A 17,824-nucleotide genomic window follows, 5' to 3' on the forward strand; every position below is an offset into this window, starting at 1 on the left:
GTATTTTCACACCATGAAAACATTACTCGCACTGCTTAAAAGTAAAACACTTTATATTTCATTAGCCGGCTTGATAACCACAGGCATTATCATAGCTCTTCTGATGGATTTTGTTATCATGCCAAACTACACCAACTATAACGAAGGTGTGACGGTGCCTGATGTCACAAAACTGTCTCTGGAAGAGGCCGAAAATTTATTGACCTCATACGGACTACGGTTTGAAGTACACGACCGCAGAGCACACTCCGCATATCCGGCAAACTATGTGATTGATCAATCTCCGACCGCCAAGCAACTGGTTAAACCGAATCGAAAAGTCTATTTAACCGTCAACACGGAGTCTACACCGCAAGTTGTGGTTCCAAACGTAGTAAACCTTTCATACAGAAACGCGCGGCTGCAGCTGGAAAATCATGGACTTACCGTTGGATCAACCAGTTATGAATCGGATCGTTTTAGAAATACAATTTTACGGCAATCCATTGCTCCGGAGGATACGGTTGCTCGGGGAACGGCCGTCAATCTGGTAGTGAGTGACGGACTGGGAACAAGAATGGTACAAGTACCTGATGTTGAAGGTTTACGTCTGTCTGAAGCACAACAACAAATTATGAGAGCAGGTCTCAGAGTTGGAGAGATACGGTTTGAACCGGCAAGGGATGTCACTCCAAATACTGTTTTATCATACAGTCCAAAGGGTCCGGAATTAACTGAAGGTGAAACTATTCAGCTTGTCGTGTCAGAGAGGTTCGATGCCCGCGAAGAGTCTGAAACCGGTGCTGTTATAGACGATACCACCAATACGACACCACCTGATACCACACAAATTCAAAACAACTAAAAAACGAATCCTCAATGAATTTTGATCTCCCGATACTTGCACCATCCATCCTGGCCGCTGATTTTTTAAAACTTGGAGAAGAACTTCAGACCTGTAAGGAATCAGGAATTAACTGGTTCCATTGTGATATCATGGATGGCCATTTTGTGCCCAATATCAGTTACGGACCGGCAATTGTGGGAGCTGTAAGGGAGTCTGTTCCGGATTCATTTCTGGATGTTCACCTGATGATTGAAAATCCGGATCTCTACATTGAGGACTTTGCCGATGCAGGCTCAGACCTTATTTCCGTCCACTACGAAGCTTGTCCGCATCTTCACAGAACCATTCAGAATATCAAACAAAATGGTTGCATGGCGGGCGTGGTCATAAACCCTGCCACCAGTACGGAACTGCTGAAACCCATTCTGCCGGAAGTAGACCTAGCATTAATCATGAGTGTGAACCCGGGATTTGGCGGACAATCGTTTATAGAGTCCAGTTACAAAAAAATTCAAGAGCTTAAAGAGATCCGACGTGAACTGAATACAGAATTTCTGATTGAAGTTGACGGTGGCGTTGGAACCAAAAACATCTCTAAACTTGTTAAAACAGGTGTGGATGTACTCGTGGCAGGGAGCAGTGTTTTCAAAGCAGATGACATTCCCGCTCGAATCAGCGAATTAAACTCACTCGCTCTAAAAGGTTCTGAGAAAGTAGTTTAAACCATTTTCACATAGAAACATTATTATAAACCAAATACCTAACTCTAAATATTGACTTCTATCGAAACTTCCCAACAACTCATTGAAAAAACGATTTTCATCAGAGATCTCGACCCGGTCGTAATCTTAGGATTTAGTGATGAGCATCTGAATCAACTTGACCGAGCTTTTCCTTCCACCAAGATTACAGCCAGGGGAAACCGAATCAAAATTTTAGGCCCACAGGATGAAGTCAGTGCTATTGAGGAGATAATGGGTGAAATGATTTCAATTGGGAGACAGACGGGCAATATTAGATCACAGGATGTTTCTACACTGTTGGCCCTGGCGGATAAAACCGAAGGTGACAGCGGTTCACTATCTTCCCGAGTACCCTTCACGCAAGATAAAGGCGATATAATTATCCATACGCATACCGGAGAAGCGATCACTGCAAAAACTCCCGGTCAGCGCAACATCGTAAAGGCCTCTGAAAAAAATGACATTTTGTTCGCCATAGGTCCGGCCGGTACAGGTAAAACCTATACATCCGTTGCTCTTGCCGTAAAAGCTTTGAAAGAGCGAAAAGTTAAAAAAATTATTCTGGCACGGCCTGCCGTTGAAGCCGGTGAAAATCTCGGTTTCCTGCCCGGTGATCTGAAAGAGAAAGTCGATCCCTATCTCCGCCCCCTGTACGACGCTCTTGAGGAGATGATCGAGTTTGATAAACTTGAGTTTCAGCTCGCAAAAAATACTATTGAAATTGCCCCGCTCGCCTACATGCGAGGACGTACTCTCAATAACGCATTCGTGATTTTGGATGAGGCACAGAATGCTACGAACACACAAATGAAAATGTTTCTGACGAGAATCGGGTTTAACAGCCGGGCGATAATTACCGGAGACATCACCCAAACCGACCTCCCCAAAAAGCAGGAGTCGGGATTGATATCCATTCAGAATATTCTCAAAAACATTGACGGTATTTCATTTGTCTATTTAAGCCAGGAAGATGTGGTTCGACATAAGCTTGTACGGGACATTATCGACGCGTACGAAAAATTTGAGAATAAATAGAGCTCACCTACTTATTAAAAAATTAGCAGTTATACACTATGAGCAAGGTTAACGTCAAACCTCTATACGAGGGAACTTTTTCTGTAGGTTTGGACAAAAACTTCAGAAGAATTAATCGAGAAGATCCGCCAAATAAAGGTGCCCTAAAACTATCCGTCAATCCTTTTTTAATACAGGATGGAGAGAAAAATATTCTTTTCGATGTAGGTCTTGGTGATCTTTTAGGTGAAAATACATCGATCGATACAATTCTTGAAAATCTTGCAGATGAAGGCATCGAAGATTTCGAAATCACCGACATCTTTGCGAGCCACCTCCACTTCGATCATATCGGAGGATTGGCAAATCGTAAAAACGGTTATTGGGAACTTACTTTTCCGGATGCAACTATCTGGATTTCAAAAAATGGTTGGGAAAAACTCAGAGAATCCCTTGATAAAGTAAGTGATGACGAAAAAGATTTTTTTAACTTCATTGATTCTCACGCAAATCTCAGTTTCTTAGATGATGATGAGAAACGGGTTGGCCACGTACGTACAAAGAAAATTGGCGGACATACCGAATTTCACCGGGTACTTTTTTATGAAAATGGGGAAGATCGTTACATTATGGCCGGAGATGTTTTGGGGCGCCGGAGTGCCATAAATCGTTCTTTTGAGGCGAAATTTGATTTCGACCCGAAACAGAGCTTGAAAGTTAGAAATGAACTTCAGGAGCTGGCATACGAAGAAAATTATGCAATCATGACGTATCATGAATCTGATTATCCTATTTTTAGATTGACAGACTACAACGAGAAAAAAGGATACAAAATTGAAAATTTATCGTAATGGAACTGCCGGATAAAATTTACCAAATCAAGTCTTACTTAGTCGACAATGAGTTTCCCGAAGACGTTGAAGCAGCCGTTATTTTAGGATCCGGTCTGGGAGATTTTTCAACAACTATCGATGAGCCTTTCTCCATTCCCTACAATCAAATTCCCGGTTTTCCACACACAACAGTTGTAGGCCATTCAGGTGAACTTTTTACCGGTACTGTAAAAGGTCACAGAATTATAGCTTTTTCCGGACGATTTCATCACTATGAGGGTCATCCGCTCTCCACTACTGTCTTACCCGTTCATCTGGCAAAAGCCTTCAATGCAAAAAAACTGATTGTATCCAATGCAGCCGGGGCTATCAACACACGATTTAATGTGGGCGACTTGATGGTGATTGATGATATTTTCAGAGTCTTTCAAAAAATTTCGCCTATAGAGGACCAACCTTTTAGATATAATTTAGAACCTATTGCCGATAAAGTCAGAGCTATTGCATCGCAAATTGGAATGGAAGTACAGCGTGGTACATACCTTTTTTCTAAAGGGCCGAATTATGAATCCAAAGCAGAAATTCGAGCTTTTCGTATGATGGGTGTGGATGTTGTGGGGATGAGTACAGCTCCCGAATTGATAGAAGCGTCACGAATTAATCTTCCCGCAGCAGCAATCTCATTGGTTACAAACATGGCCGCTGGTGTTTTAAAGCAAAAACTGGATCACTCAGAAGTAAAAGCCGCCGCTGAAAGTCGAAAAGAGGATTTTGCCAAGCTTGTGAATGAGCTTATCGATAGACTTTAATACCTCTCTTTATCTTCCAAAAAATATTCATTGAATGAAACGAAGAGTTGCTTTCATTCTTTCTGACCCACCCCCGTCCCCCTGACATTCCCCATATAACCTTGAAATCATTCAAAATGATATAAAGTACTTCCACAGATTAAACTGTTTCCCTTATTCCTTTTGGGCCGCCAAAAGGAATCAAAAACTCCCGGGCGGTGATTGCTTCCGGGCCTGGTTTGCCCGCGCGGTTACACAACATCGATTGCTCCCGGGGGAGCCGATATTGTGATGTCTCCCGCGCTTTGATGCAAACCATGCTAATCCTCCACCAATCAAGGCCGGAGGGTTCTTTTTCTTTTTTAAAAAGTATGAGTGAATAGGTTGCCCTGATTTTCCCATCACAGAAATGAACGCTATAATATAATGCTTTCAATGCATTTACAACACTACAGCGATAAATATATGGGTGATATCAGCCCCCGCCGCCTCCCTTTCGCACCCTATCGTGACTTTGTATGGAGGGGAGATACCTTACAAACTCAATGCCTGGAAAAGTAGATGAGTAGATATATTTTTACAGATTTTTTAGCTAAGAATTTCTCAAGAAGCGCCACAGACTTTACTTACTAAACTATAATCTAAAATTACAGCAAGCTTTTCTGATTTCCGTAGCGATTCAGATACTCTTTTAGTTTGACTTTTTTGCGAGTGCTTTCGCTTGTCATATATCGCAGTTTTCCAAAAATCGGTCGTTCCTGCCATGCACGATCAAAACGTCCGAGACACCAGAAAATACCTGAATAGCTGTTGGGATCGCGACCGTCAATAGCATACGTATTATTCAAGTCAATCAGGTATTGAGCCGCAGTCTCATAATCCGGAGTCCACTCAATCACCTTTTTTCCCCAAAGCATACGCAGGTAGTTGTGGATGATACCCTCTTCCCGAAGCTGAGTTTGTGCCGCATTCCATATCTCGTCATGCGTTTGGGAGTTTTTCAGTTCATCATAACTGTAGATCCACTCTCTCGGGTCATCACGGTGCTCGTCCATCGTCTTCTGCACCCAGTCGGGTAAACTGTCTATCTGATCGTAGTCGGGCCTGTGGTGGGCAAAATGAAAGCCTACCTCCCGCCAGGTGATCACCTCGTCCAAGAATCCGTCCACATTGGGATCTCCATTGAAGAACCCGCCGGTTGATCCCTTATTAAAAGTGATATTATCCAGATCCCACCCTTTTGGCTGATACTCCAAAACAGCTTTTACAATCTCGTACTCCGAGATCTTCCCAAAATGAAGCCAGGGACTCAGCTGACTCGTTTTCTGCTCATCGGGATCATTGCGTTTTTCATCGTACACTTTAAGGCCATTTTTTATAAACTGACCCATCATCCCCAATGCAGCCGAACGCCCACCCTGCCAATCGATAGGTTTTACGGAGTGATCAATATTCAGATTTGAAATAAAGCCGGGTATATCGTTTAACGCTTTTTCTGCGTCGGGCAGATTTTCAAACATTGATTCCGCCAGTTCAACTTTTGAATTGTTCTCTAAATCATCCAAAGGATTCTGCTTCGGCGGATTCGTATACGCCTCAACAAAGTTCTTCTGCATAATTTTCCGGAAAAAGTATGCGCTGTATGGATCTTTTTCGGTCAGTCCGAGAGGAATCAGGCCATTGCTGTCAATAGTGATGTATGGAATCTCCATCTTTTTTGGATACTCCTCGTTCCGTTTGCGCATAATAAAGACGGGGTATTCGTCAGTGACCAATAATGACGCGTTGGAAGCCAGGTCTCTCAAAAGTTGATCATACTGTCCGGGTTCCTCTTCCACAAAGGAGACATAATTCAAATCCTGATCAACAGCATACTCCAGGTGCTCTTTCATCCCCTGCATCATAAAGGTATGTGAGCGATCCGTTGCCCAGGGATAATCGCAGGAGAAAGCCTCAAGAATAAGAAGCGGTTTGTCCAGTTTATTGGCCCATCCAACAGCATACTCCAGTGCGAAATTGTAGTGGAAACGCCGGTTGATTTGCATCCAATAGAGAACGTAGTCTCCGTCAGGATTGGGCTCGTTTTGATTTCGTTTAAAAACGCGATAGCTGTTGATATTTTTCATGTGGATATCAACAGTAATTGGAAGATGTGCATTCCTTTAAAGCGAACCTGAAACCAATTCGGTGTGTCGAATCAAACCACCCAAATATCCGGTATAAACCAAATATCCAATTGCAATCAAAGCAATTACAATGCTTGTGTACAAAAATAAACGAAACCCTCTTTTTTTATCATCCCGGAAATATGTGAGCCCCGCTATACCCGCCACACCTATAACCAGCATAAACCAACGTGCCGTTTCAGCTGCGTGTTCATGATTTTCAATTGCATCATGAGTCACGCCTGCTAAGTTTTCAACCACATCTTCTGCATTTTCTCCTGATTCAAATGAAATAAATGTAAAAACAGCTGCTATCAAAAAACCCGCGAAAGCGATATTTCTATAGTCTTTTTTATTATTGAACAGTGAAAAAATTAAAAGTATTAACGATGAAAATGCTAAAATTACAGGTACGTGATTAGCCACTAAATGAATATGTACTGCATCCATAATATCTCCTTTTTTATTCCGGGTTTTTATGATCAGGTTTAGCATCCAAGTTATCTTCAGATTTTTCTTCTCTGCTAAATAATGTTTCACTATCAACAGCTGCCGGAACTTTTCTATTTCTTTCCATCCAGTGATAGACTGTTGGCAGCACAAGGAGTGTGAGCAGCGTAGCTGTTATTAGCCCACCAATTACGACCGATGCTAATGGACGTTGAACTTCAGATCCGGGACCTGTATTGAAAGCCATTGGAATAAATCCAAGGCTCGCCACAAGTGCAGTCATTAAAACGGGTCTCAATCTGTCCGCTGCTCCGTCCAAAACAGCTTCGCGCAGATTGTAACCGGATTGGCGAAGTTCATTGAGGTGCGAAACAAGAACAATACCATTTAAAACGGCAACACCAAAGAGGGCCACAAACCCAATACTAGCTGAAATGGATAAATACAAACCGCGCATCCAAAGAATAAATATTCCTCCCGATAGCGCCAGTGGCAAGTTCAGAAAGATCAAAAATGCGAAACGGATATAACCGAACATTAAGTAAAGAAGGCCGATAATAATCAGTAGCGACAGTGGAACAACGACATAAAGATGCTGCATGGCTCTCTGCTGATCCTCAAATGCCCCTCCGTATTGAAGGAAATACCCCGGGGGAATATCTACTCTTTCATCAACAGCAGCCTGCAAGTTAGATACGTATGTTCCAATATCTATATCGCTGATATTGATTCCCACAATCACTCGTCGCCAGTTATTTTCCCTGGCAATTTCACGTGGGCCCTCTTCAGCTCGAATATTTGCTACGCGCTTAAGTGGAATAAATCCTCCGCCCGGAAGCTGAACGGGTACTTCCATAATTTCAGCAAATGAGTTTCTCATTTCCTCGGGATAGCGTACCACAATATCAAAACGCCTCTGCCCCTCAAAAACTTCGCTTATTACAGATCCTCCTATACCGGTTTCAACTACCTGCTGCACATTGTTCACGTTAAGTCCGTAAGATGCTACTGCTTCACGATCTATTTCGATAGTGAGATAAGGCTGGCCAACAGATTGTTCAAGCAAAAAGTTGTCTGTTCCCTCGAGACCTCCAAGGATACCGGCTACATCCTCACCCACTTTATTCAGCACTTCAAGGTCTTCTCCAAATATCTTAACTGCGATATCGGATTTTACACCACTGGTCAGTTCATCAACACGCATTGCAATCGGTTGGGTGAAGTTATAAGAAAGCCCGGGTTCTGTCTCCAGATAAGGCCGTATCATTTCGATGATATCTTGCTTATTAACCCCATCGCGCCATTCATCCGTTGGTTTTAATATAACCCAGACATCTGTTTGATGCACCCCCATCCAGTCGTTGGCCAAATCAGACCGTCCTGTTTTTGGAACAACTGTCTTAATTTCAGGAATATTTGCCATGAGTTCCCCGGCAAACCAGTCTGCATTCTCAACGGATTCATCAAGAGTTACCGATGGCATCCGTATTTGTTCAACAAGAATAGATCCCTCATCAAGCTCAGGTAAAAATTCTGTACCTAAGAATGGAAGCATCACCAAAGAAATAATAAAAACGATACCGGCTACACTAACAGTAATTCCTTTGTGATCTAGGCTTTTCTCCAAGAAAGTCTGATATCGTGGTTTTAACCAATTTATGATATAATTTTTTCGGACTTTTACACCTCTCTTGAACACAATGGCAGTCATCGCGGGGACATAAACAAGAGCAAGTATCAGCGAACCAAATACGGCTGTAGCAACTGTGATTGCCATGGGGCGGAACAAAATACCCTCCATCCCTGAAAACGTCATGATGGGCACATAAACCATCAGAATAATCAGGACTCCGAAAAAGATTGGTCGCGCTACCTGGTGCGCCGCTTTTCTGATTACATCAATCCTTCTATTTTTATCTTCATCCTGGTGTAACCGGTGGACCACATTCTCGACCATTACCACAGAGCCGTCCACGACCATTCCAAAGTCAATGGCGCCAAGACTCATTAAGTTTGCGGCCAACCCGATTTGATTCATCCCTATGAACGCGAAAAGCATCGATAATGGAATTACTGAGGCTACAATGAGTGCACCTGTTATTTCACCCAAGAGAAGTAGCAGAACCACAATTACAAAAAAACCACCTTCTACTAAATTTACTGTAATTGTACTTGTAGTTCGGTTCACAAGGTCAGCCTGATCGTAAAATTTTTCAATACGTACCCCATCCGGAAGGCTTTTGTTTACGTCCTCAATACGTTCATCAATATCCTGAATAACTTCCCGTCCGTTTCCGCCTTTCAACATCATTACAATACCGGTAACTACCTCACCATTGCCGTCCTGAGTTACTGCCCCTTGCCTAAGCTGCCTTCCCAGCGTTACACTCGCAAGATCCCGAATATAAACAGGCCTGTCTCCTGTATTGGCAACAACAATATTTTCAATATCCTCAGAGCGTGCAATCTGGCCGAACCCGCGAATTATATACTGCTCCCGGTTATGCTCAAGAAAGTTACCGCCGGAAACGCTATTATTATTTGATATGGCCTCTACTACTTCGTTCAACCCTACCCCGAAAGTTCGGAGTTTGCCGGGCTGAATCTGTACAGCATACTGTTTTACAAATCCGCCAAACGAGTTGATTTCCGTCACTCCCTGAACGGTTTTAAGCTGGGGAGCAACAATCCAGTCCTGTATGGTTCTGAGCTCCGTTAGTGAATAGCCATCTCCTTTAACCACGTATTGGACAATTTCCCCCATGGCAGTTGAGATAGGCCCCAATTGCGGTGTATCAACTCCCTCCGGCAGTTCATCAGCGATACTTTGAACCCTTTGACTTACAAGCTGTCTTGCAAAATAGGTGTCTGTTCCCTCTTCAAATTCAATGGTAACAGCAGACAATCCAAACTGCGAAATTGATCGAACTTCCTTCACATCAGGCAGTCCATTCATGGCAGTTTCTATGGGATAACTCACCAGGCGCTCCACATCAAATGGGGAATATCTTCCGGCTTTGGTAATCACCAATACCTGCTCGGGGGTTACATCCGGAAGTGAGTTGATGGGTATTTCCATCAAAGCTCTTATACCGCCAAAAGCCATCAAAACAACCAGGGAAAGTGCTACAAATTTTTGTTTTAAACTAAAATCAATGATGCCCTTTAGCATAGTTTAGTCCTCCGCAAATTCTTCAAATTTACCCAAGGCCTTTAAACTAAAAACCTGGGAAACTGCAACCTCTTCCCCTTCTTCAAGCCCGGAACTTAAAATTGCGGACTCCTGCAAAATGCGTTCTATTTCTATTCTTCGAATTTCGTATTGTAAATCACTTAGTTTTACAAACACTGTAGCGTTCTGTCCTTCGTATTGTACTGCCGACATTGGCACGGAAATCACTTCATCGGGCGTAATAGCAGTGTATTCTACACGAACACTTTGCCCGATTACAGGCCATTGATTTTCTGTTATTAGATGAGAATTGACAACGATTGATCTGTTCTCCAGATCGAGGCCCGGCTGTATTGTTGATATGACTGATTCCAGTGATCGACTCCCCTCTCTGTTTACTCTTTGAGAAACTTTTGTTTTAGCTCCCGGCTGTAAATAGGGAATATCATTGGGATCTACGAATCCACGTACTAAAACCTGATCATTATTTACCAGATCCATCAACATTTCATAGCCATTTACAGCCTGCCCCAAATCAATGAGGTGATGATTAATTTTTCCATCTATGGTCGCATACATTGTAAGCACAGCTTTCTCCTCTTCTGAATCGCCATTCCAGCTGTTTATGGTTTCATTGTCAATACCTATAGCCTGTAATCTCGCTCTTGATGCTCTTATTCTTGCATCGGCCCTGCTCAGATCGGCCTGCGCGCGGTCGAGCGAACTTTGGGGACTAATTTTTTTCTCCACAAGTGACGAAAGGCGATTAACTTGCTGTTCCAGGTAGGTTTTTTCAGCCCGTGCTTCCACAAAATTTGCAGCCAGTTCTGCATATTCCAGGCTCTCCATCTCCAGCAATGGGTCGCCTTTTTTAACTTCCTCGCCTTCATGGGCATAAATCTTCGTTATTCTTCCACTGACAGGTGTACTGATTAAGGCCACATGTTCAGGTGCTGCAGCAACCGTACCTGATACAATGACCGGGAACTCCGTGTTTTTTCTTTCAACGATAACTGTTTCAATCGAAAGATCGGATGATTGCTTTTCGCTCAACGTCACATATCGGGTTTCTGCTTCTTGCGTACCCTGAACTGAAGGGGGCGTTGATACCTCATCAATGGATGTTTGATCTGGAGATTCAGAACAAGAGAAAAAAATTGATGCCAACAAAAATAGTAGAAGTGGTGATGTACGATACATAAGACCTCAATCTGATTTATTTATCAATCTGTAAAAACAATTTCATTTGGGAGATAACGCTCAAGCTCAATGAGCTGCACATAGTAATTCTTTAGGGTTTGATAAAACATTTGCTGCCCCTCTAAATACGTGCGCTGTGCTTCAAGAAGTCGCAACAGATCAAGCTCACCCATTCGATAGCCTTCCCGCGTTAGTTCAAGCAATGTAGCCGACCTTGACTCAATGACCTCAAGATGGGATTCTATTTTCCGGCGATTTGCTTCGTACCCGTGCCAGGCCTTTTCAGCTCTCTCTTTTATTGTTAGATTTTTTTCCTGTAACATCCACTCTGCCTGGCTTCTTGCCGCTCGCGCCCGCTGTACTTTTTGCCCCTCATTCAACCCAAACCAAAGTGGAATTGAAACTCCCACCTCGAATCCATTAAAATCATATCCGTTGCCAAAATCTTGTTGATAGTAGTCAAATCTTAGTGAAGGCAGGTATTCACTTTTCACTGCTTTGACCTCTCTTTCAAATCCTTCTACCATTAATTCGCCACTTAGAATTTCGGGATGTTGATTAATTCTACCCAATACTTCATCCTGATTGATTTCCACTTGAACATATGAGAGCGTGTCGGGATAGGTAATTCCATACATCTGTTCATCCGGATCCAACCCAATAACGCTGAATAGCGCATATCGAGCATCATTCTTCAATTTTTCTGCTTCTGTTAACGCGTTTTGCGATTGAGTTAGCTGTATTTCTGCCTGTATAAGGTCCAGTTCGGTTGACTCTCCGGCTTCGAGTCTGGCTTCTGCTGTTTGCCGCAATTCCTCTGCCAGTTCTACTTCACGTTTGATCAATTCAATTTTTTTGATGGCGTAGGCAAGTTCGGTGTAGGCTAACTTAACAGTTGCCCTGATATTATTTTCCACAGCTCTTAACTGCATTCTTGAGGCATCAACATTGGCAGAGACTTTTTTTCTCTGATAGTAGCCGGTAAGCGGAAAGGAGATTGACTGCGAAACACCCCATCTTTGTTCACTGAAAATATCTCCATCGATTCCCTCTTTGAAGTAGTACAATTCCGGTGAGTCGATACCGAGTGCAGCACCTCGATACGATTTTTCAATTTCAATCTGATCAATAGCTCGGTTTAACTCGGGATTATTTTGAAAAGCTATTTCGAGAGCTTCCCGTACCGATATGTTATTCTCTTGTGCTTGCAGTTGCGAGGTGAAGAAAAGTAAACAGCACAGCAGTAAAACAGAACGTTGCAGATAATCCATTTGCCCAATCATCTTGTTTTACTGCAAGATACGGATTGAATATCTTATTCCGTTATTTTAGGTCTATTTATCTAAATTTATACTAAGTCTAAGTAAAAATAGATCTTTTGATTTCTACAACGTATTGGTGAAGAGACAATTAGAAATTGTCTCTATTAAACCTCTTAATAAATCAGGCAAATTCTTTCGTTTTCTCCGCCCGTTTTCTCTCGTTATGGTCCAGATAGGTTTTCCGAATTCTGAGGCTTTTTGGCGTTACCTCCAGTAATTCATCAGTATCAATAAACTCAATGCACTGCTCAAGGCTCATCTTTTTAGCCTGAGAAATTTTCACTGAGTCAGACGTTTGCGTAGCCCGGTGGTTCGTCAGATTTTTCTTCTTCACAACGTTCACAACCAGATCATCAGCACGGTTGTTAATTCCAACCACCTGCCCTGTGTAAACCGGATCTCCGGGTTCAACAATAAACTGGCCTCTGTCCTGAAGTCCTTCAAGCGCGTAGGGAGTTATATCTCCTTTCTCAAGTGAAATTAACGCGCCACGAGTACGTCCGGGAATATCGCCGGCGTAAGGCTCATAGGAGTCAAACTGCTGGTGCATAATCCCGGTTCCACGGGTTTCAGTAAGCATTTCGCCTCTAAAGCCGATCAAACCGCGCGAAGGCACTTTAAATTCTACCCTATGATTTTCTCCCTCCTTAACCATGGATGTCATAATACCTTTTCTTTTCTGCAGATTATCAATCACCTTGTTACTGTAGTCTGCATGGACATCCACTACCACTTCCTCAAATGGCTCATGAGTCTGGCCGTCGATTTCTCTATAAAGCACTTCCGGTCTGGAAACAGCAAATTCATATCCTTCTCTGCGCATTGTTTCAATAAGAATCGCAAGCTGAAGCTCACCCCGGCCGGCAATTCTGAAAATATCCGGATTATCGGTCTGCTCAACCTGGATTGAAACATTGGTTCGTATCTCTTTATTCAGACGATCCTTAATTTGATTGGACGTTACATAATCGCCCTCCAGACCTGCAAACGGAGAATTATTCACCCTGAAATACATCGCCATGGTTGGCTGATCGATATCGTAGTACTCAATCGGTGTAGGATCCGAAACGTGAGTTAGAGTATCCCCAATTTCCACGGCATCGTATCCGGCCATGGCAAAAATATCTCCTGCCTGTGCCTCGTCAACCGGTTCGCGGTTCAAACCGTTAAATGTATATAGCTTGGTAGCTTTTGCCTTTATTTTCTGATTTCCCTTCCGGTCCATCAATACAATTTCCTGATTGGTCCTGATTGTTCCCTGCTCAACCCGGCCAATGGCAATTCGCCCAACATAGTCATTCCAGTCCACACTGCTCACCAGCATTTTAAACGGAGCATCCGTTATCTGCTTTGGTGGTGGAATGTGATCTACAATTTTATCGAACAGTGGAGTCATATCCACATTCTCATCTTCCAACTCAGTCTTAGCATATCCGTCAATAGCAGCGGCATAAAGTACCGGAAAGTCCAGCTGCTCATCACTTGCGTCCAATGAGACAAACAGATCGAAAACCATGTTCAGGACAGCATCAGGACGGGCATCCTGTCTGTCAATTTTATTAATCAGTACGATTGGCTGATAGCCAAGCGCCAGGGATTTTCGAAGTACAAATTTTGTCTGAGGAAGCGGGCCTTCAGCTGCATCCACTAGCAGTATTACACCATTTACCATCTTAAGGATACGTTCCACTTCACCCCCAAAATCGGCGTGACCCGGTGTATCCACAATATTAATCTTCGTGCCTTTCCAAAGAACAGCTGTGTTTTTTGAACTGATGGTAATTCCCTTCTCTTTTTCGAGATCACCGGAATCCATTACTCTCTCGTCAACTTGTTGATTCTCTCTGAATGTACCGCTCTGTCGCAACATCTGATCCACAAGTGTTGTTTTCCCGTGATCTACGTGAGCGATAATCGCTATATTTCTGATATCCTGAGTCATATAAATTTGTAACTGATCACCTTTTCCATTTCTATGAATCAGGTGAAATTTTAGTATTTAATTGAAAATGTTTACAGCTTCCTAAAATAAGCTTTTATTATGACATATCGATATTATTTCTGTGTTAACCATTCATTACAATATTAGAATTATGGATTTAAAATTAGAGAATCAGCGATTTATTGTTTGCGGAGCCAGCAGCGGGTTTGGCGAAGCCATTGCACGGCAACTAATCAGAGAGGGAGCTCATGTTGTTCTCGTGGCTCGCAGAGGTCATGTATTGAGGGAAAAATACAGTCATTACCAAGATCAAACTGATATTGTGGAAGGCAGTATTCTCTATAAAGAAACACTGAGTAAAATCGAGAAAAGTGTTCAGAAAAAAACTTTTCACGGTATCGTATTCAATGCCGGAGGCCCACCCACCGGAACACCTTTAAATACGGACATGGCTGACTGGGACTCATCCTGGCAACTGGTAATGCGATGGAAAATAGATCTCGCACTGCGACTGGCTCCTCTGTTGGTTAAAAACAACTATGGCCGGATGCTCTTTATTGAAAGTCAGTCTGTGAAGCAACCTCTGCCCTCACTTGTACTCAGCAATGCGTTTCGCTCAGGTGTAGTAGGGTTCGCCAAGTCCCTTGCTCTGGAAATCGCAGACAAAGGCGTTACAGTCAATGTGCTTGCACCGGGCTCTCATGAAACACCTGCTATTGAACGGGTCATTAAAAACAACAGTAGCCTGAGAGGGATTACATACGACAAATCAAAAGAGGAAATGGTCGAAAATATACCGGTAAAAAGAATGGGGAAAGCGGAAGAGTTTGCATCCCTTGCTGCGTGGTTACTCTCTCCTCACAGCGGATATGTTACAGGACAGACCATCAGCCATGACGGCGGATCAATCAAAGGAATTTTCGGATAGAATATGAGTGTAATCCAGAAATCAATTACCCTGTCACCAAAACCGCGAGGATTTCACCTGATTACGGATGAAATACTGCAAAAGATACCGGAGCTGAAAGAAATCAAAGCCGGAGTTGCACACATCTTTATCCAGCACACCAGCGCCGGCCTGACCATCAATGAGAATGCCGATCCATCCGTACGCCGTGATTTTGAGTCGCACTTTAACAGGATGGTTCCTGAAGACAGATCCCTCTTTGAGCACACTTTAGAAGGACCGGATGATATGACTTCTCACATCAAGAGTTCTATTCTGGGACATTCCGTATCGGTTCCCGTCACAAATGGAAGGTTTAACCTTGGAACCTGGCAGGGGATTTATCTTTGTGAGCATCGGAACAGAGGCGGGGCTAGGAAGTTGGTGGTAACTGTAATCGGTGAGTAAATCTTGGAATCAAACTATAAATCTGACCTGTTAAGCCAAACCCACTCGTCTTCAAGACTTCTAAAAATAATCCAGCTGTAGTTCTTATCAAGTACAGCAACATTCTCAGGTGGATCAAAAAGTGTTGAGCAACACTTCAGTACCTCTCTAACGGTCATTTTGATAACAGGAGTGTACAATGAATAGCAAATCATGCACTCTTGATCAGGTAGAATACTTAGTTCCTCTAAAGCTTTTTCAACCATTTTAGCTGTATCTGACTCTTTTATTAAAGGCGCATTTCCGGGCACATATCGCAATCTTTGACGCGATGGAAACATCTGTTCCATTTTTTGATGTACAGTAAGCACCGGGGAGTCAATTAAACCGGCTATCAATCCTTGCTCACTATCAGGCAGAATAGAAGTCAGAGTTTCTTCAAAAAGATCTGCCGGTTGATCCAACGTGGCAGCCAGATATTCAAAGCGAAACTCAGCCTTTAAATTGATTAGTGAACGATAAATCTCCATCCAGGGAATCAAATGAGCTCTGCAGTAGGTCAATATTTCCTGCTTCTTTTGATTTCTCTCCCTCTTCTTCTTCAGTATATTTCTTCGTGAATCGTCCATGAATCAGCCGGATTAAATACTTTTTTTCAGCTTCAACATCCTTGTCCATACATCAAGCTGAGTGGGTTGTATTTCATCCTCCATTAGCGAGACCTTCTTTACATCTTCAACCGAATAAAATGCGTTGGGTGCCAATTCATTGACTACATTAGAGAGTTCCTGCCAGCGTTTCCGCTTTGCAACTGTAAAAAGTACCTTAACCGGACCATGCTTTCCCTCACCGGGAACAACAGTGACCCGAAAATCTCTCCTCATAAGTTCTTCAGCCAAACCTGAATTCTCCTGATTGACAATAATCCGGTAGATCTGAATACCCATTTTCATTTTCTCTTCGATATACATCCCAACATAATTACCCGTTGCAAAACCACCTGCAAATGCTATATAATTGAGCCAGTTGTCAAGATTAGTGAATATCTGAGCAACAATAATAATCCAGATGAGCACTTCAACAAATCCCAAAAGAGTGGCTTTTCCTCTATACCCTTTCGAAACAAACATGATCCGAATTGTACCGATACTCACATCCAGTATTCGGGCAAAGAAAATAAACAATGGGATAAAAGCGGCGGGAATAAACTCTAAAATCAGAAGAGACATAAAATCTTGATTTAGATAAAAAAATAGGATGCCATTCCATGGAACAGCATCCTTTTAAGAGCGGAGAGAGAGGGATTCGAACCCTCGAAACCCCTTTCGGGGTTTACTCCCTTAGCAGGGGAGCGCTTTCGACCACTCAGCCATCTCTCCGTGTTCGAATTGTTTCTCAATTTGTTGAGAGCATCAAATATATGAAGCTTTCAGAGCCCTTTGCAACCTCGATTACAAATAAATTAAATTAATCCTCATCCTTTTTGATTTGAATATAGATCTGCCCAAGATTTCTTCCCTCCTGTGCAAAATCCAATCCGTATCCTAAAACAAATAGATTGGGAATTTTAAAAGCGGCATAATCTATCTGCACTTCATGTTTGGTTGCTTCAGCCTTGTGCAATAGTGTTACAACAGTCAAGGAGGCCGGCTCATGCTGCTTCAATTTATCAACCAAATATTTCATCGATAAACCGGTATCAACAATATCTTCAACGATAATCACATGCCTGTCTTTGATGTCAGCATCAATCTGCTTTAAATCATGAACCTGGCCTGAAGATACCTTTTCGTCTCCATAACTGCTTAATTTCAAAAAGTCTACCTCGCATGGAATGCTCACAAAACGCATCAAATCTGCCAGAAAAATGTATGATCCATTGAGAACACCAATAAAGATGGGTCTCTTATCCATAAATTTCCGGCTCAGTGTTTGGCCAATGTGTTGAATCTTCTGTTGAATTTCTTCCTGAGTGAGATAAACTCTGAACTCCTCACCCTGAACATTAATTTTCTCGGGCAGATACAAATTCATGA

The 17,824-nt window shown here is 42.7% G+C and carries 16 protein-coding genes and 1 tRNA gene; 7 read left to right on the forward strand and 10 right to left on the reverse strand.

Annotated elements, in window-relative coordinates; all coding sequences use genetic code 11:
* The first annotated feature begins 13 nt into the window (after nucleotides 1-13).
* From U5K35_RS15930 to U5K35_RS15950, 5 genes are read left to right on the forward strand one after another with little or no spacing between them, the layout of a single operon-like run.
* Nucleotides 14-844, forward strand: a complete 831-nt coding sequence (locus U5K35_RS15930) for a PASTA domain-containing protein (RefSeq protein WP_322572492.1) — start codon at nucleotides 14-16, stop codon at nucleotides 842-844.
* Between the two features lie 14 nt (nucleotides 845-858).
* Complete coding sequence (rpe, locus tag U5K35_RS15935; protein ID WP_322572493.1) at nucleotides 859-1,548, forward strand: ribulose-phosphate 3-epimerase; 690 nt, start codon at nucleotides 859-861, stop codon at nucleotides 1,546-1,548.
* Nucleotides 1,549-1,599: 51 nt separating this feature from the next.
* Nucleotides 1,600-2,604: a PhoH family protein gene (locus U5K35_RS15940; protein ID WP_322572494.1), complete on the forward strand. Its 1,005-nt coding sequence runs from the start codon at nucleotides 1,600-1,602 to the stop codon at nucleotides 2,602-2,604.
* A gap of 38 nt (nucleotides 2,605-2,642) precedes the next feature.
* Nucleotides 2,643-3,434, forward strand: a complete 792-nt coding sequence (locus U5K35_RS15945; protein WP_322572495.1) for an MBL fold metallo-hydrolase — start codon at nucleotides 2,643-2,645, stop codon at nucleotides 3,432-3,434.
* A complete protein-coding gene (locus U5K35_RS15950; RefSeq protein WP_322572496.1) occupies nucleotides 3,434-4,225 on the forward strand; it encodes a purine-nucleoside phosphorylase in 792 nt (263 codons plus the stop codon). Before U5K35_RS15945 ends, U5K35_RS15950 begins: the two co-directional genes overlap by 1 nt.
* 626 nt (nucleotides 4,226-4,851) lie before the next feature.
* On the opposite strand, the gene U5K35_RS15955 is transcribed toward U5K35_RS15950, so the two are convergent.
* The 6 genes from U5K35_RS15955 to typA form a co-directional block, all read right to left on the reverse strand.
* Nucleotides 4,852-6,330: a hypothetical protein gene (locus U5K35_RS15955; protein ID WP_322572497.1), complete on the reverse strand. Its 1,479-nt coding sequence runs from the start codon at nucleotides 6,328-6,330 to the stop codon at nucleotides 4,852-4,854.
* A gap of 36 nt (nucleotides 6,331-6,366) precedes the next feature.
* Nucleotides 6,367-6,864, reverse strand: coding sequence for a hypothetical protein (locus U5K35_RS15960; protein ID WP_322572498.1), 498 nt, complete (start codon nucleotides 6,862-6,864; stop codon nucleotides 6,367-6,369).
* A complete protein-coding gene (locus tag U5K35_RS15965) occupies nucleotides 6,833-9,991 on the reverse strand; it encodes a CusA/CzcA family heavy metal efflux RND transporter (protein WP_322572499.1) in 3,159 nt (1,052 codons plus the stop codon). The genes U5K35_RS15960 and U5K35_RS15965 overlap by 32 nt, the downstream gene beginning before the upstream one ends.
* Nucleotides 9,992-9,994: 3 nt before the next feature.
* Entirely contained in the window at nucleotides 9,995-11,191 is a 1,197-nt protein-coding gene (locus tag U5K35_RS15970; protein WP_322572500.1) for an efflux RND transporter periplasmic adaptor subunit, read from the reverse strand.
* Between the two features lie 23 nt (nucleotides 11,192-11,214).
* On the reverse strand, nucleotides 11,215-12,462 hold the full coding sequence (locus U5K35_RS15975) for a TolC family protein (RefSeq protein ID WP_322572501.1): 1,248 nt from the start codon (nucleotides 12,460-12,462) through the stop codon (nucleotides 11,215-11,217).
* A 172-nt stretch (nucleotides 12,463-12,634) separates the two neighbouring features.
* Nucleotides 12,635-14,455, reverse strand: a complete 1,821-nt coding sequence (gene typA / locus U5K35_RS15980; protein WP_322572502.1) for a translational GTPase TypA — start codon at nucleotides 14,453-14,455, stop codon at nucleotides 12,635-12,637.
* A gap of 151 nt (nucleotides 14,456-14,606) precedes the next feature.
* Here typA and U5K35_RS15985 point away from each other — a divergent pair, with 151 nt between their 5' ends.
* Together U5K35_RS15985 and U5K35_RS15990 are read left to right on the forward strand one after the other, a co-directional pair.
* Nucleotides 14,607-15,383: an SDR family oxidoreductase gene (locus U5K35_RS15985; RefSeq protein WP_322572503.1), complete on the forward strand. Its 777-nt coding sequence runs from the start codon at nucleotides 14,607-14,609 to the stop codon at nucleotides 15,381-15,383.
* Nucleotides 15,384-15,386: 3 nt separating this feature from the next.
* On the forward strand, nucleotides 15,387-15,809 hold the full coding sequence (locus U5K35_RS15990) for a secondary thiamine-phosphate synthase enzyme YjbQ (protein ID WP_322572504.1): 423 nt from the start codon (nucleotides 15,387-15,389) through the stop codon (nucleotides 15,807-15,809).
* 14 nt (nucleotides 15,810-15,823) lie between these two features.
* Here the strand turns inward: U5K35_RS15990 and U5K35_RS15995 are convergent, their stop codons facing one another.
* The 4 genes from U5K35_RS15995 to hpt all read right to left on the reverse strand — a co-directional run bounded on the left by U5K35_RS15995 (nucleotide 15,824) and on the right by hpt (nucleotide 17,822).
* Nucleotides 15,824-16,417 carry a hypothetical protein gene (locus tag U5K35_RS15995; RefSeq protein ID WP_322572505.1) on the reverse strand — a complete coding sequence of 198 codons (594 nt, stop codon included), beginning with the start codon at nucleotides 16,415-16,417 and terminating at the stop codon, nucleotides 15,824-15,826.
* Between the two features lie 12 nt (nucleotides 16,418-16,429).
* The gene (locus U5K35_RS16000; protein ID WP_322572506.1) at nucleotides 16,430-17,017 is read right to left on the reverse strand and encodes a DUF2179 domain-containing protein; all 588 of its coding nucleotides are present in this window, start codon (nucleotides 17,015-17,017) and stop codon (nucleotides 16,430-16,432) included.
* Nucleotides 17,018-17,078: 61 nt separating this feature from the next.
* A tRNA-Ser gene (locus U5K35_RS16005) sits at nucleotides 17,079-17,167 on the reverse strand.
* Between the two features lie 88 nt (nucleotides 17,168-17,255).
* The gene (gene hpt, locus U5K35_RS16010) at nucleotides 17,256-17,822 is read right to left on the reverse strand and encodes a hypoxanthine phosphoribosyltransferase (RefSeq protein WP_322572507.1); all 567 of its coding nucleotides are present in this window, start codon (nucleotides 17,820-17,822) and stop codon (nucleotides 17,256-17,258) included.
* Nucleotides 17,823-17,824: the final 2 nt, after the last annotated feature.

The sequence above is a fragment of the Rhodohalobacter sp. genome, from assembly GCF_034521535.1.
Lineage (GTDB): Bacteria > Bacteroidota > Rhodothermia > Balneolales > Balneolaceae > Rhodohalobacter.